This window comes from Pseudoalteromonas sp., assembly GCF_018402495.1.
In the GTDB taxonomy this organism is placed as follows: Bacteria; Pseudomonadota; Gammaproteobacteria; order Enterobacterales; family Alteromonadaceae; genus Pseudoalteromonas.
This window is the reverse complement of the sequence record NZ_JAGYIU010000002.1, coordinates 340,099-356,254: the sequence shown is the minus strand read 5'-3', so window position 1 is coordinate 356,254 and position 16,156 is coordinate 340,099. Positions and strand designations below refer to the sequence as shown.

Genomic DNA, 16,156 nt, shown 5'->3' with positions numbered 1-16,156 from the left:
GCTAAAGAGTAAAATGTAAAAAGAGCCGCTTAGCGGCTCTTTTTGTTTTTATTAACAAGGCTGTGCCTGTTTAGTTTTGTTACCGCTAATTTGTATATAACTAAGCAGCCACATTAACAGCCCACCTAAAAATAAAGCCGCAGCAACATAGCCTGTTTGATTTGGCGCTGCCCCTTTTGCGATAGCAATGCCGCCAACCCAAGGGCCAATAGCATTTGCAATATTAAACGCACACTGCACTAATGCCCCAATCATGGCGTGGCCGTCAGGTGATACATCCATTAATAGCGTTTGCACTAAGGTTGATAGCCCTAAGCTGCAGCCAATAAAAAATATAACCGCATACAGCAGATAAATATTATAGCTGGCACTTACATATGCAAATGCAAAAACAATGGTAGAGGCAAGCGTAAATCCGGTGGTTTTTATCGCTGATTTATCGGCAGCTTTACCTAGCACGTAATTACCGAGCGTAGAGCCAATACCAAACATCACCATAGCAATTGAAATTGTATAGGGCGCGCTCTGAGTGACCTCTAAGATCGTATCGGCCACATAGGTATAAATACAAAATACGCCACCAAAACCAATAATAACAATCCCTAATATTGACCAAACTAGTTTGTTTTTTAGCACCCCTAATTCGTTGAGTAAGTTAGAGGTATGGATGTTTTTAACATTAGGCACCACGTTATACACAAAAATAAAGGCAATAAACGCCAACACCCCAGCCGCAGCGAGGCAATAACGCCAACTAAGATTTTGCCCAACCAATGTCACCACAGGCACACCAACGATAGTGGCTATGGTTAAGCCCATAAACACTTTTGACATAAAGCTAGCGCGTTTTCCTTGCGGCGCTATATCAGAGGCCAGTAATAACGCGGCACCAAAATAAGCGCCATGGGGAAGGCCACTTAAAAACCTAAACAGCACCAGTTGTTCTAACGAGGTCGCTAATGCACTTAAACTGTTGGAAATACACATTAAGCTTAAAAATAATAATAGCGCTCGTCGTTTTCGCATATTTGCCGTTGCTAGCATTAAAATGGGTGCGCCAACCACCACCCCAAGAGCATAAGCACTAATAGCATAACCACTTTGTGACGGGGTACTGCCAAAAGCCTCACTAATTAATGGCAACATAGGCATCATAGAAAATTCAGATAACCCTAAAATAAAAGTACCCAACGCCAGCACAATTAAAATAGCGGTTCTATTGGGCTGATCCGACGGCGATGTAGTATCAACTGCCATATAAAATCCTTGAAGATAATAAATAAAATTTAGGGTCTGTTGACCTTTGCGGATTAAAATTTGTTCAAACTAGGGGCGGTTTAATCGCGGCGCGAGGTTTGTAACCTAGTGGGCTAAGTAAAAACCGAGCAACAAAGAGTAAATCGCCCCTAGGCAGAACCCGAAGGGCAGCGCCTGTTTGGCATTGATGCTGCGTTATCGCCTATTTATGGGGAATAACCACACCACATAGGCTCTGCCTTGCCTAAATACCAAACAGGCTGCTGCAAATTTAACCTTGAAAGGTCAACAGACCCTAATAACAAACTAAACGCCAGTGCGTTTAAAAATAAAGCACACACGCTTATTTAGTTGAATGTGGAAATGAGGAATAAAGAGGCGTGTATTTTAAATTAAAAGCTCTCTTTCGTCATGGACTAAACCATGATTTAAATTATTTGCTGATTTGCAGTATATCTATTTTGATTTTTTGATGATCGTTGAGCTAAAAACTAACAAAGTGCGACAATATGTCGCGCTTTTTATATTGCCGCAGCACGTATAATTTACCCACAAAATTTTTGTGGTAAATCAATAATGACTGATAAAAAAAATCCTTTAACCTCCTATTTATTATCGCCTTTGGCACTTGTTATAAGTGGCGTGTTATCGCCTGTTGCCTTTGCAGATGACGCCTCAATTGAAATTATTGAAGTGCACGGTCAAGCACAAAACAAACACCTATCGTTAGGTTCATCTGAATCGTTATTAACTGATTTAGGTGTGGACTTTTCAGCCGCCGGTGGCATGGCTAACTTACCTGTTTTGAATGGTTTAATGGGCGATAGAGTGGCGGTACTGGTTGATGGAGCGCAAATCACCGCCGCCTGTGCTAACCAAATGAACCCGCCACTGTCGTATATTTCAGCCAATCAAATTAGTAGCTACAAAGTAATTGCGGGTATTTCTCCGGTAAGCGCCGGTGGCGATAATATTGCAGGGGTGATCGCGGTTAATTCTATTTCACCTCAGTACAGTGAAAGCAAGCAACTTGGCTGGCACTCTGGCTACGTATCAGCCCAATACAATACGCTAAATAACGGCAAAAAGGTCGGCGCAGGTATGCGCATTGCCAGCGACGTATTCAGTTTTAATTATCAAGGTGCGTTTAGCGATGCTAACAGTTATGAAGATGGTAACGGCGATTTAGTGCTCGATACCCTGTATCGCGCGCAAAACCATAGTTTAAGTGCTGCCATGCGCGATGATAAACAGCAGTTAGTGGTAAAACTAAGCCATCAAAAAATACCGTATCAAGGCTTTGCTAACCAGTATATGGATATGACAGATAACACCAGCTATGGCGCTGTTGCCCAGTATAAGCGTGCTTTTACAAACAGTGAGCTTGAAGCGCAGTTAAATTGGCATAGCGTAAAGCATGAAATGGGCTTTTTCAGCGCAGAAAAAACCGGAAAAATGCCAATGAAAACCGACGCCGAAGATATAAGCACTCAGTTAAAATGGCGATTAGCGCTTGATAACAACAGCCAGTTATTACTCGCCCAAGAGTACCATTATATGAATATTGATGATTGGTGGCCTGCGGTTGAAGGCTCAATGATGATGGGGCCAAATGACTACAACAATATTAATAACGGCCGGCGTCAGCGTATTGCCTTGCTTGCTGAATATGAAAGCCAATTTAACAAACACTGGTGGTTAAATGCCGGTGTGCGGTTTGAAAATGTAATGACCAATACCGACGATGTTAAAGCTTATAATGCAGGTATGAGCTCTATGGGTGCAATGCATGCCATGACAGGTATGAACAAGATGCCAAATGATGCCATGGCGGCTAAAGAGTTTAATAGCCAAGATCGAAAACAAACAGATAACCTTGTTGATGCAAACCTGTTGCTTAACTATCAATTAAGCGAGAACGATGAGCTACAGATTGGTCTAGCACGTAAAAATCGTGCACCTAATTTATACGAGCGCTACAGCTGGGGCGTGGGTAATATGGCGACTACAATGATTGGTTGGTACGGCGATGGTAACGGTTATATTGGTAATATAAACCTTAAACCTGAAACCACGCACACGCTGAGCACTACTTACACTAGTATGGCAAAAGACGACAGCTGGCGTATAAGTGCTAACGCTTGGGTGAGTGATGTAGATGACTATATTGATGCCAATATAGTAAGAAACTTTAACCGCACCACGCTTGCCACCACTGCCCGTAATGTACTTATGTTTAATAATGTGGATGCCACACTTTATGGCGTAAAACTTGACGCGGTTTTAGCTCTGCACGAGTCTAAGCAGTATGGGAGTTGGTTATTAAAAGGCAACATTATTAATACTCGTGGTAAGCGCGACGATACTAATCAGCCTTTATACCAAATTAAACCATTACAAACCCAATTTGCTATTAATCAGCAAATTGGCCGCTTTGAAAATGCACTTACATGGCAATGGGTTGATAGTAAAACCCGTTTAGATAGCAATCGTCTAGAAAACCAAACTAAGCAATATCATTTACTTAGCTTAAGCTCAAAAGCTAGTTGGGATGCACTTACCATGAGTGTTGATATTACCAACCTGCTTGATGAGTACTATGAATTACCATTGGGTGGAGTGAGTATTGCTGAGTTTAAACAAGACATGTCGCAGGGCTTTAATCAGTTAGCAGGGCAGGGGCGCTCTATTAATTTAGCCATGAGTTATGCGTTTTAAAATTAGCTAATGAAGATGAAGTAACGCTGTCAGATTCGATTCCAGATTGAATCGAATTTGACAACTTAAGTTGAGAAAGTTACTTTTTTATTATTGCGGCTACTAATAATTAATTTACTTTCAATCTATTCATTAAGTCTGATGGAGCAAAATACAAAATAGTTCTACCGTCTTTTGTGGGTAAAAGCAGTTTCAAATCTACTAATTTATTTAAATATCCTCTTGAAGTATTTTCAGATATACCGTAAGAATTTGCAGTTTCTTTAACTGTAAAAATTCTCCCAGGCTCTTTTGTGCCTTTTTTGACAAGATCCTTTTGCACAAAATTTAATATATTACTGAACTTTGAATTTTCTAAAATTTGAAGTACTTCATTAAATTCTTCGGTTTTAGATTTAAGATATTCTTGTAGTTCTTCAAAAGCATCTAAAATTACATCAAGTTGAAAATCGATAAAATATGTCAAATCGTTTTGATCTTTTTCTGTATACATGTAAGAAAGGCCGTAGCCTTTAGGGTCGTCTTTAAGTAATTTACTGATTGATATATACCTGAAAAGCTCATAGTCATTTTTAAGCATAAACCAGTAAAATAGTGCTCTCGCAGTCCTCCCATTCCCATCTCTAAAAGGGTGCTCATAACCGATCATAAAATGAAGGATAATTGCTTTGATTACTGGGGGAATAAACTCACTACCATTCATTCCAGAGTGATCTTCATTTGCAAAATCACAAACACATTGAAGTCGTTCAGAGATTTTCTCAAAGCTAGGTGGTTGATGAGCAATTTCTCCTCTATTATCTTCTACATATATATCATTATCCTCTCTAAATTCACCAGGGATAACATTATTTTCCGTAGTTAAATTAGTGGCCTTTTGGTGGAATTCTAGAATTAGATCTAAGGTTAAATTAGCTTTAGCTTTTTTCTCGGCAAGCTTCAAAAGAAAGAAGTTATTGAGAATCATTCTTTCATCTTCATCTACAGGCTCTCTTTCATCCTCCAGCATTTTTTTTGCTACTTCTCTTGTAGTCGAGGCACCTTCCAGTTGGGCACTTGTTATAGCTTCTTCCATAATTAGAGAAGAGACCAAAAACTTACGTTGAATTTTATCTGATGCGGCTTTATCAGCTACAGCACCAACACTACCACCAGCAATTTTAATAATCTTATGAAGCTTTGCTTCCATTGAATGCGGTGTGCAGTATGAAAATAAATTATCTTTATCACATTTTAGTGGTATGTACTTCATTTGTATTGTTCTTTTGAACTTTATAGCAGACCAAATATCTTTTGCTTCAGCTTGAGGGACTCTCCATTTTAATAGACTCCAATGTAAATAATGTCCTTTTTCATCTGTAGCGTCATATTTGTTAATGTATTTGCCTATTTTTTCGTAGTCTACATTCGAAAGTTCAAATTTGGGTGCTCTTTCAACACTTGGTTTAGCCATGTTAACTCAAATATTTTTTTTTGCGTTTGGTTTGTTTAATAATGACACTTAAAGCGGGAAAGTCAATTTATCCTTTTTGAAGGTAAGGAGGTAAAAAAGATAAATGTAGCCTTTATCCGGATGGCACTATCTGATGATTTCAACCCCCATTATTAATAGACTTTCTCCCAGAAATTGGTATTTGATTTAAGATAAAAACTATAACACACGCGTAAATAGTAGATTAATTGTGGTCACAAAAATCAATAAACTGCGTTAGCAGCGGATTTTTGTATTTGTCCTTATGCATCACTAACCAAAACTGTCTTTGCATGGAGTGGTTTAAGTTAAGCTGCGTAACGCGGCCATCGTTTAAAGCGTACTGTGCCGCGAGTGACGATAAACATCCCAGCCCTAATCCTTCTGCAACGCTGTTGATCAATGCCTCTGTGGTATTGAGCTCAAAGCTTTGGCACCAATTATCGATATGCGTTGCGAGGTTTTGTAAAAAGAATGAGCGTGAGCCAGATCCAGCTTCTCTTAATACCCATTCGCTGTTTGCTAAGTCATTAAAGTTAATCTGTGGTTTTTTAACTAAAGGATGGGATTGCGGCGCAATAATACACATAGAGTCTTGGCTAAACACGGTTGAGACTAAGTCACTTTGCTGGGCATGGCCTTCTATAAGTGCAATGTCGAGTTCAAAGTCGCGCAGTTTTTGACAAATAAGCTCAGAATTTGAAATAAAAACCTGCTGAGAGTAATGCTGCTGTTGTTGGCGAAAGCCACTGAGTATAAAGGGTAATACATGATTACCAATAGTATCGCTGGCACCTATTTTTAACGTGCCGCTGGCTTTTGCGTGGGGCGAAAAAAGCGCATTAATATCATTGGCTCTGTGCAGTAATTCATCAGCAAGGGGCAGTAATTTTTGCCCTTCTTGATTTAAAAATAAGCGATGATTTATCCGATCAAACAGTGGATGCCCTAACTGCTTTTCAAGCTCACTAAGAGCCATGCTAACCGCCGCTTTAGATAAAAACAGTGACTCAGACGCCGCTGTAAGCGTGTTGTGCTGGGTTATACCTACAAACACTTTAAGTTGTTTAAGTGAAATATTCATGAGCTTGATGTTTAGTTTTTATGAACATGTGTTCTATATAATTAGATTTAACTAAACAAAATGCAAGGTTAAACTTCTTTATAAGATAAACAGTGAGTGTGGAGTATAAACATGTTTAATTATATAAAAGCCAAAGTAATAACCGCACCTACCCCAATGGGTGGATTAGCATTAGGCATAGCCAGCCTTGGTTGGGCCTGGGAAAATATGTTTAATGTAAATGGCACAGCGCAATACACTGGGGCGGCAATTGCGAGCGTATTATTGTTAATACTTGGCTTAAAATCTTTACTGCACCCGCAATTACTAAAAGCCGATTTAGCGCACCCTGTTGCAGGCAGTGTGGTGCCTACTTTTGCTATGGCAACGTTGGTGGTATCTAATTCGTTAGGGCATGTTAACTCTGTAGCTGGCGATGTACTTTGGGTTAGCGCATTTATATTGCATTTGGGATTTTTACTGAGCTTTATTATTCATCGTGTTCGTGGATTTAAAATTGAGCATATGGTGCCAAGTTGGTTTGTGCCACCTGTGGGGATTATTGTTGCCGATGTCGCGTTTTCGGGCAATCCCGCACTGCTATTTTTAGCACAAGGGGCACTTTATTTTGGCATGTTAATGTACGCAGTTATGTTACCAATAATGATTTACCGGATAATATTTGCAGAGCAAATTCCTGATGCTGCACAGCCTACACTGGCTATATTAGCGGCGCCAGCAAGTTTATCGTTAGCGGGGTATTTCACTGTGGTGACCAATCCGTCGCCAGTAATAATAGGGGGATTATTTGGTATTGCCATACTAATGACACTCATTATTTACACAGCCTTTTTTAAATTACTGCGCCGCACATTTTGCCCAGGGTTTGCTGCATTTACCTTTCCCATAGTTATTGGTGCTACGGCGTTATTTAAACTTGCAGATTGGATGCAAACGATGAATATTGATATGCAGTTTATAAATCAAATATACCATTTAGCGGTATTTGAATTGCTAGTGGCTACAGCAGTGGTGTGTTATGTCGCTGGTCGCTATTTATTTCACTTTAATGTAGTCAAGTTTCAGCGTTTGGCTACGTCGCAGTAGCATCTGAGGCGTTATTCGGTTTCTTGTGTATCAATTTGCTCATCAGCTTGTTCGGCAAGCTTTGCACGCTCAGCTTTTGAGATATAAGCGGGCTTATTACTTTTATGTAATTTAGCATTGGCGCGTTTATCTTTGTTATTAAACTTTGTAATGATCTTTTTTCTGCGATTCATGATTAACTCCGTAATTTTAAGGTGCACATTATACAGGCATCTTTAGTAAAGCTGTTAGATAAATATAGTGGCGGTTTTACGCTCTGTCGCAAAGCGTTGTTTGTTATTAAGCGAGAGCGTTATAGTCATGGTTCTTGGTTGTTAATTAAATAGGATTTGTTTTGAAAAAGTTAGCTTTAGCTAGTATCGCTTTATTGGCTTTTAACGCACAAGCACAATTAAATAAAATGAATGACAGCGTGGCTGATTACGCTGTTAATACCTACCAAAGTGCGCAAGTACATACACTCACAAATTTAGTATCGTTTCCAACGGTAAACAGGCCTAATATAGCAACGCCACAAAACCCAGACTTTATTGGCTTTAAAGCGCTACTAAAAATGAAAGCGGCTGAGCTTGGCTTTGATTATCAAGATTTAGGTTACACCGTACTTATTGGTATGGGGCAACAAACTGAAAAGGTAACCATAGTAACTCATGGCGATGTGCAACCTGCTAATGCCAGCAAATGGAAGCAAAGCCCATTTGTTATTGACACCTCAGAGGCGGGTAAGTTGGTTGGCCGTGGTACCGAAGATGACAAAGGCGCGATTGCAACGGCTATGTATGCCATGAAGGCGATAAAAGATAAAGGCATAGCGCTTGATAATCGTATTGAATTAATGATTTACCTAGCGGAGGAGTCTGACTGGGGGCCGTTAACTGAGTTTATGAAAACGTATCAGCAACCAAAGTATGCGGTAACCATTGATGCCTCTTACCCTGTAGTGGTTGCTGAAAAAGGCTGGAGCTTAATTGCGCCAACATTTAATGCAGCATCACCACAAACAGGTGTGTATGTCAGTGATGTAAGCGGCGGCGCATTTGCCAGTCAAATCCCTGAAGATGCCAGTCTATTACTACATAACGCCAACGAAACATTAATTAATCAATTAAAAGCAAACGCTAACACACTTAAGCAAGTTGAATTTAATTTTACAGAGCAAAATAACGCGCTGGCCATAAGTGTTAAAGGCATGTCGGCCCACTCATCTGAACCGGAATCAGGCGTTAACGCCATTGCTTATTTAGCTGAAATATTTAAAGACGTTGAGCTTGAGAGCAACAGTGATGGCCAGCTCATTGATTTTGTTAATCAGCTTATTGGTTTAGATATTCACGGTAAACAGTTTGGCGAAATTGCTTATAAGCATGACTTTATGGGGCCAATGACCGTAGCGCCTACGGTTATTGAACGAGAGGGTAATGCGCTTACTTTAGCGGTCAATGCTCGCCGTCCGGTTGGTAAAGATGAGACGTTACTTAAACAACAAATTGATACTGCGCTTGCTAATTGGCAAACGGCTAATCAGGTTACGTTAGCTAACATTAAAACCACCATTGGTACGCCCATGCTTTTAGATAGCGCACCCCATGCACAAAAGCTACTTGATATTTTTAAGCATTACACCGGTGATAAAAGCGCTGATTTTGTATCAATAGGGGGCGGTACAAATGCTAAGTTATTTGATAATGCGGTGTCGTTTGGCCCATCAATGCCGGGTAAACGTTATACGGGGCACTCAGAGCATGAATTTATTACCCTTGAGCAATTAGCACTTAATTTACGTATGTACACCGCCATGATGATAGAGCTGGGAAATATGTAATTTTGGCTATATAACCGATAGCAAATACTATAAAACCGCCATAACGGCGGTTTTATAGTAAGGCTGTGCTATTGAAAGTTTATCTCAGGCAAGCATTCAAACCCAGGTTTTGCAAATAAGTAACCTTGCATGAGCGCAATACCTGCGTGTTTTAACCACTGATATTCTTCAACAGTTTCAATACCTTCAGCGAGTGCTGTAACATTTAGCGCGCTAAACATGTTTAAACAATGGGTGACGATTGCTTGGCGGTTTTTATCTTTGTCGATATCTCTGATCAGCGCCATATCAAGCTTGATAATATCTGTTTGAAAATCGGCAAGTAGGTTTAATCCAGAATAGCCTGAGCCAAAATCATCAGTGGCTGTTTTAAAACCTAGCTCTTGGTAATAGCTTACTACACGTTTTACATGGGCGCTGTCTTCTATTTTTTCGACTTCGGTAAATTCAAACATAATATTTGTGGTAGGGAAATTATACTTTTTAGCGGCTTCTAAAGTGGTACGAATACAACGCTCTGGCTTGTAGATGGCGTTAGGTAAAAAGTTAATACTAAGCATTGAGTCTATATTTAGCTTTGATGCAAGTGCAATCGCTTTAATTCGGCATAACTGATCAAAGGTATAACGATTACTTTCGTTCACTTGAGAAATAATAGAGTAGGCCGATTCATTATTTAAACCACGGACAAGCGCTTCATATCCAAAAATAGTATTATTTTGACAATTCACAATAGGCTGAAATGCCATAGTAAAGTCAAAATCTAGCTCATTCGAATCAGCGCAATTGCTACAAGAAACTTTTTCGCAATCTAGTGATTTATCATTCATTCATCGTACCCTTTATTTTAACCTACAATAAGGTGTGGCTAAGTCTACCCTTAATCCTAACAAAGTATTGATATTTTACATAATCTATTTAACTGTTTTTGTTTAACCTTTTTGTAACTCAGCGCGATTAAACAGTACCTTTATTTCTATAATTAATGAAAAAGTAGCAATAAGGTTATGGCTTTTTTACATGCGCAGAACCTTACTATGTATGGACTTTAGGTGCTTTACGCCAAGCTTAATAGGGTAGGTCGTTACTTAAGTGAGGCGCTAAGCGAAATTTCAGTATTTAATAATTTTGAAATAGGGCAGCTTTTTTGGTTTGTTCGCATACTGTTTGACATTGCTCATTTGAAATATCGGCAATGGTTGCATTTACTTCAAGCGCAATGTGCGTCACAGCAAAGCCGTCATCCACTTCATCTAAACTACCCACGGCTATCGAGAGCGCCACTGTGCGTTGAGATATAACCCTAAGGGATCCCCAAAATAAATCATTATATTTCAATCACATCACTTACATCTATATTTTTCCAGTTTAGCCGCTCTATCACCTGCTTGAAGTAAGCAAAGCCTTCAAAATAATCTCGCCGTCGCAGTTGGAAAGGTTGCTTGGTACAGTAGCGCAGTCCGACAAACGCCCATGAAACTACTCGCCTACTTTTTGTTGAGTTAGCTTGGAAAGCACCTGTCTTTCCCGCCTTATCTATCACAGCACCTAACATCATCGTGAACCAGTGAGCCAATACCGCTATCAGCAACAATATGTTTAATCGACTGAGCTTGCTCGTTCTGTGCAGATCAGAACCTAAGCCAAACCGAACACTTTTTTGGTCGCAAAACCCTGCTTCTATCTGCATTCTCATGCCGTAAAGCTTTATCACTTTCTCGAGAAAGTGGTGTTTTTTGGGAAGCGAAGAAACCAGCAGCCACGGCTCTTTATAGCTACGATTCTTGTCCTTTTTGAGCAATTTATGACCCTTACCAACCAACACCGCATGGGTTTGATACTTTGCACTTTTAGTCAGCTCAATTGCACCAAGATCCTGGCTCTTACGGCGATTCTGTTTGAATAGAGACTGACATGAGGTGAAGCCGTCGCTATGCTCGGTTTTCAAGTGAGCCGTGCCGCGAACTCGGCTGATATAATGCCAGCCATTGCTTCTTACCGCTTTGAGCCAAGGGACTTTAAAACCGGCGTCCGTCACAATCACAGGCCGACATTCATCCGGCAAGATCAGCTTAAGCATTTTCAAAAATTGCTTTTGTACTTTAGGGCAATGGTACTGGAAGCTGAACGTACTTTGCTGGTAGAGAGTCATAGCACGACCTTCAGTGACAATGCTAGCTCGCAAAATACAATGCTTGTTTTTCGTATCCGCGTGGCTCCAATCAACCAGAATAATGGGGTGCTTCTCAGTCACAACAAAGCGACTCAAATGGACATAAATCGATGTCGATTGACGTAGCAGCGCTTGATTGCTAAGTAGCCGATCAATGCGTTTAATATCGTGCTTTTCAGTTGTTTTTGAATCCAAATTGCGACCAATGGAAGTCAAGGTACATTGCTGACAGCGTAAAAGAGACTTCACGGAAGCAAATAAAGTATTAAATCTAGCTTTGTGGATTGAGTCAGGGGTGACAGCGCGGAGCATATTGTGCAAAATAGTGAAAGCATTCATGGTGTTTAGGTCTGTTGTTTTTAGCGATTCATAAGATCACAAAACACCATGAATGTTCCCTCACTCTGTAAATTTCTTTAAAAACATAACCTGTTGAAATATTTAAACTAGTTTTGGGGATACTTTAGGATATAACCTTTACCTTTTTAATATCACCAGAGTCTGTTGAACGTGCCGTTTTTTGAATGTCATTACGTTCTCCTTGTTGAGGGGCTTTTTAGGTTAATTAGCCATACCGTGTCGTGTTTGCAAAAAGTTGTAAACACGACAGGGTAAAACGCGCTAAAAAGCGTATTTATATAGATAGGTGCAAAATAGAAGCCAGATAATTTAATAAACAATACTTACGTTACGTTTAAGTGTTATTTAAAGTTAGGTATTATTGGCTATTTGCAGGCGGTAAGGCGGCGTACTTTCACGGTTTTGAAACGCTAAAATAGCCTTGTTTTTTATAATTCCATGTTCAATATTGATAGCGCGGCGAATGGTGTCGTCTTTTTGCCATTGCGCTGGGCCGGCTAAAACAGTCGGTAAGTATACAATGAGCGCGGCAGAAATAGAGCGCGTTGCACTTTCCCATAAGTAACTAGGGGTATGATCAACCGCGTAATAATCAATAGTTTTATAGCTAAACATTGGGTGTTTAAATGTTGTTGGCTTTGCAAAAAAGAACCCCATCCCTTCATCACAACTTACATCTATTATAAGGCTATTAGGTTTTAAGCAATCGGCTTCAGATTCAATTACAAAATTAACGGGGTTTGCGGTTTCTTGGTAAGTGCCATTAACAATAATGTCAGCTTCACTAATAAGCTCAGTAAGCGGGCGCTGCGACCCATCGTGTTCCACTACCATCATACGGGCTTCGCCTTCAATACCTGGACGTATTTTCACATAATGACAATCAAGTACTTCTTCACGTACTTCATGATCGGGGCGTTGTATGCAAATCGTTATATCCCTAAAACCATGGGCTTTTAATGCATAAATAGCGCCTCGACTAACAGCGCCAAAGCTAAAAATAATGGTTTTACGTTGATTGCCATAATGCCCATCAATCCCTTTTAGTTGCAGTGCGTGTAATACCGCACAATAACCTGCCATTTCATTGTTTTTGTAAAAAGTATGGCGCCCAACATTGCCTTGTGGTGACCACACAAACATGTCTTCAAAAGCAATAAGAGTGAGTTTTCTATCAAGGGCGGCTTGGGTAATGGCTTGTTGTTGCACGCAATGTACATAGCCCCAAATTGTGCCGCCTTTTTTAAGCTCTTGTAAATCAGCAAGCACTGGTTTGGCAATAATCACGGTGCCTAGTTGAGTTAAAATGTCACTACGGGTAGCAATGCCGCCTGTCAGTGCTGCAACGTCTTCGTCGCCCATATTAAATGCCGCGCCATAACCTTGCTCAAAAATCATTTTTTTTCTGAGTTTTTCAGGTATGCGCATTAAATGCGCAGGATGAATAGGGTAGCGTCTTTCATCTGTTTTACGTGATGTTCCAATTACGCCAATAGTTAATTCACTCATGCTATTTCCTTTGATTAAAGTATGCTGAGTTTATAAACGAATAATGCTACATCGCTAACAAACAAAGAGAGGTTTTACAGGCAAGCTCACGCCATGGCTGTAAAAAATAAGGCTTGGTAATGTTCTTTTAATTAGCTGTGCTAGGTTTAATGAATGTTGAGCAGGCAGAGGGTAGAGTGTTAACTTGCATTGAATAACAAGTTGAAACGTTAACCACTATAACAGGTATGTAAGATATAAACTGAGATTAAAGCGAATATGCGTGTATTGGTTTTTATAAGCGGCTATTTGCTGCGTTTGCAGCGCTCTGAGCAATAAATAACGTTATCCCAATCTCGTTGCCACTTTTTACGCCACGCAAACGGCTTATTGCATACTGGGCAAATTTTTTGCGGTAAGTTAAGTTTTTTGTGCGCCATAATTAGGTGTTCTCTTTATTACTGTTACTGCGAGTTTTGCGTTTTACACGGGTAACCTTTTGAGTCGGAGCCACGTGTTTTTTAAGGATTTTACCTATGGCGCGTTTTACATCGGGCCGCTCTCGGTATTGCCATAGCCGTTCGCGGGCTTCTTTTGAGGCGGTGGTTAAATCAAGCATCGGCTCAGGGTAATCTTCACCTAGTTTAAAGTCGTTAAATAGTGCTTCCATGGGCGTTTGTTCCCAAGGTTGATGTAAATATTCAATGGGGAGCTTTTCAAGTTCGGGGCACCATTTTTTTATAAACGCACCGGTTGGGTCTTGATCCTCCGATTGCTTAATAGGGTTGTAATGACGAATGGTATTAATACCGGTGACAGAGGCTTGCATTTGAATTTGCGGGTAATGAATCCCCGGTTCAAAGTCTAAAAAGTAATTAGCCAGCGGGAAACTTGCCTGTTGCCAGCTAATGTTTAAATGATGCGTTACAAAGCTAACCAGCATAGCGCGCATTCTAAAATTAATATAACCGGTGGCTTTTAAGCAGCGCATGCAGGCATCAATAATAGGAATACCGGTTTGCCCTTGTGCCCAGCGTTCAATATCGCTAGTAACCTGGGCGTCATCACGATATGGAAATGCATGATACCCCGGATTTAGCGCCTTAAACTCCATGGTACACTCGCTTTCAAACTTTTGCATAAAATGGCAATGCCAATGCAAGCGCGATACAAACGCGGCAAGCGGGCGCTTCCACCCTTTTTTATCAGCAGAAGTGCTATGGTATGCGTCAATCGCCATTTGGTACACTTGCCTCAGGCTGATATTTCCCCACGCTAAATAGGGCGATAACCTAGAGCAATGCGTACGGCTTAAGCTTGGGCTGGATATTCCTTTTTGATAACCCTTACCGCGTTCAGCAAAAAAGCTTTGCATTACTTCACGGGCAAGTCGAGGGCCCCCGTGCTGAAAATGTTCATTATCTTGCGTGTAGGGGCTCGGCAGTATAGGTGTTTGATAACCAGTAAGGGTAAGTGGTTTTATTTGCTTCCAATTAGGTATAGCAATAGGTGCTTGCATGGTTTGTTGCCAGCGCTCGTTCCAATTACTGCGATTTCTTTTGCCACGTATCACAGCCCCGGTTGGCGACTCTAACCAATTAATATGATGGTGTTGGCACCAGGCTTTAATTGCTATGTCACGCTCAAAGGTGTTGTTTAGCCCTATTTCTTGGTGGCTAAAGAGGTTTGTGATTTCAAACTGTGAGTGAAGCGATTCAAGCAGGGTTTGCATGTCTTCATTAAATATATACACGCGGCTATTAAAGCGAGCTAACTGAGTGTTTAAGTCGCAAATAGATTGATATACAAAGCGCCAATGCCGCTCGTTGTAATGCGCATCGTTAAGCAGTAAAGGTTCGAAATTATAAATTAAGAGGGTAGGCAGGCCGTTACTAAACGCATTTTTTAAAGGCTGATGATCACTTAGCCGTAAGTCACGTTTAAACCAGACTATGTTTATTTTTATGCGCATGGATTCAATGTATTATTTAAAAATGCTATGAAGTAATTATTTAACTTGTACGCAGCGTAGCGATTTTCCGATTTAGTTTTTTAAGATTAAAAGTGAGAAACCATGTTTTTAGATTTAACCGATAATAGCAACCACTCTGTTTATAGCTACTTAGTAGGCGGTATAAGCCCAAGACCGATTGCTTGGGTAAGTACGTTAAGTGAAGAGGGGGTTGCTAATATTGCGCCTTATTCGTTTTTTACTGTTGCTAGTTGTAACCCGCCGGTTTTAAGCGTAATGCAGGTAAACCCTCGCGATAATGCAAATAAAGATACGTTAAATAATTTACTCGCTACCAAAGAGTGCGTGGTTAATATTGTTAGCCACGCGCTTGTTGATCAAATGAACCAAAGCTGCGCTAACTATCCACGTGATGTGAGTGAATTTGATGCTGCAAATATACAGCGTACCCCCAGCCAATTAGTCAGTGTGCCAAGTGTTGCTGCGTCAAAAGTGCGCTACGAATGTAAGTTGCGAGAGGTGATCACTATTTCAGATGAGCCAAGCGGTGGCAAAATGATGCTCTTAGATGTTGTGGGAATTTTTGTCGATGACGCTACGTTGGTAAATGGTTACATAGATCCGACGCGTTTAGATGCAGTAGGTAAAATGGGCGGCGATTATTTTAGTACCACGAAAGACAAATTTGCACTAAAGCGCCCACAGTTATAAAGCAATGTTGGTAA

At 40.4% G+C, this 16,156-nt stretch carries 13 protein-coding genes and 1 pseudogene; 4 read left to right on the top strand and 10 right to left on the bottom strand.

The genetic code is table 11. The features are described 5' to 3' along the window. Nucleotides 1–51: 51 nt before the first annotated feature. Nucleotides 52–1,257, bottom strand: coding sequence for an MFS transporter (locus KG708_RS07115; protein ID WP_213608733.1), 1,206 nt, complete (start codon nt 1,255–1,257; stop codon nt 52–54). 576 nt (nt 1,258–1,833) lie between these two features. Here KG708_RS07115 and KG708_RS07110 point away from each other — a divergent pair. Beyond that, the gene (locus KG708_RS07110) at nt 1,834–3,975 is read left to right on the top strand and encodes a TonB-dependent receptor (RefSeq protein ID WP_213608732.1); all 2,142 of its coding nucleotides are present in this window, start codon (nt 1,834–1,836) and stop codon (nt 3,973–3,975) included. A 109-nt stretch (nt 3,976–4,084) separates the two neighbouring features. Here KG708_RS07110 and KG708_RS07105 read toward each other — a convergent pair whose 3' ends face one another. After that, on the bottom strand, nt 4,085–5,428 hold the full coding sequence (locus KG708_RS07105) for a Fic family protein (protein WP_213608731.1): 1,344 nt from the start codon (nt 5,426–5,428) through the stop codon (nt 4,085–4,087). A gap of 223 nt (nt 5,429–5,651) precedes the next feature. Beyond that, a complete protein-coding gene (locus tag KG708_RS07100; protein WP_213608730.1) occupies nt 5,652–6,530 on the bottom strand; it encodes a LysR family transcriptional regulator in 879 nt (292 codons plus the stop codon). Between the two features lie 111 nt (nt 6,531–6,641). On the opposite strand from KG708_RS07100, the gene KG708_RS07095 reads away from it, so the two are divergent. After that, nucleotides 6,642–7,616, top strand: a complete 975-nt coding sequence (locus KG708_RS07095) for a TDT family transporter (protein ID WP_213608729.1) — start codon at nt 6,642–6,644, stop codon at nt 7,614–7,616. An 11-nt stretch (nt 7,617–7,627) separates the two neighbouring features. Here the strand turns inward: KG708_RS07095 and KG708_RS07090 are convergent, their stop codons facing one another. Continuing rightward, nucleotides 7,628–7,789 carry a DUF2986 domain-containing protein gene (locus tag KG708_RS07090; RefSeq protein ID WP_213608728.1) on the bottom strand — a complete coding sequence of 54 codons (162 nt, stop codon included), beginning with the start codon at nt 7,787–7,789 and terminating at the stop codon, nt 7,628–7,630. Between the two features lie 161 nt (nt 7,790–7,950). Here KG708_RS07090 and KG708_RS07085 point away from each other — a divergent pair, with 161 nt between their 5' ends. Then, nucleotides 7,951–9,438, top strand: a complete 1,488-nt coding sequence (locus KG708_RS07085; protein ID WP_213608727.1) for a dipeptidase — start codon at nt 7,951–7,953, stop codon at nt 9,436–9,438. 68 nt (nt 9,439–9,506) lie between these two features. On the opposite strand, the gene KG708_RS07080 is transcribed toward KG708_RS07085, so the two are convergent. The 6 genes and pseudogenes from KG708_RS07080 to KG708_RS07055 all read right to left on the bottom strand — a co-directional run bounded on the left by KG708_RS07080 (nt 9,507) and on the right by KG708_RS07055 (nt 15,431). Next, a complete protein-coding gene (locus KG708_RS07080; RefSeq protein WP_213608726.1) occupies nt 9,507–10,268 on the bottom strand; it encodes an EAL domain-containing protein in 762 nt (253 codons plus the stop codon). Between the two features lie 254 nt (nt 10,269–10,522). Then, nucleotides 10,523–10,698: pseudogene (locus tag KG708_RS07075) on the bottom strand (OsmC family protein); the annotation flags it as partial. A gap of 67 nt (nt 10,699–10,765) precedes the next feature. Further along, nucleotides 10,766–11,923 (bottom strand): IS4 family transposase, encoded by a 1,158-nt coding sequence (locus tag KG708_RS07070; RefSeq protein ID WP_301003355.1) that lies wholly within the window; start codon nt 11,921–11,923, stop codon nt 10,766–10,768. A 399-nt stretch (nt 11,924–12,322) separates the two neighbouring features. After that, nucleotides 12,323–13,480: a N(5)-(carboxyethyl)ornithine synthase gene (locus tag KG708_RS07065; protein ID WP_213608724.1), complete on the bottom strand. Its 1,158-nt coding sequence runs from the start codon at nt 13,478–13,480 to the stop codon at nt 12,323–12,325. Between the two features lie 284 nt (nt 13,481–13,764). Further along, complete coding sequence (locus KG708_RS07060) at nt 13,765–13,899, bottom strand: DUF2256 domain-containing protein (RefSeq protein ID WP_010391223.1); 135 nt, start codon at nt 13,897–13,899, stop codon at nt 13,765–13,767. Nucleotides 13,900–13,901: 2 nt separating this feature from the next. Next, nucleotides 13,902–15,431, bottom strand: a complete 1,530-nt coding sequence (locus KG708_RS07055; RefSeq protein WP_213608723.1) for a deoxyribodipyrimidine photo-lyase — start codon at nt 15,429–15,431, stop codon at nt 13,902–13,904. A gap of 102 nt (nt 15,432–15,533) precedes the next feature. Between KG708_RS07055 and KG708_RS07050 the strand changes: the two genes are divergently transcribed. Continuing rightward, the gene (locus KG708_RS07050) at nt 15,534–16,142 is read left to right on the top strand and encodes a flavin reductase family protein (RefSeq protein ID WP_213608722.1); all 609 of its coding nucleotides are present in this window, start codon (nt 15,534–15,536) and stop codon (nt 16,140–16,142) included. The last annotated feature ends 14 nt before the right edge of the window (nt 16,143–16,156 follow it).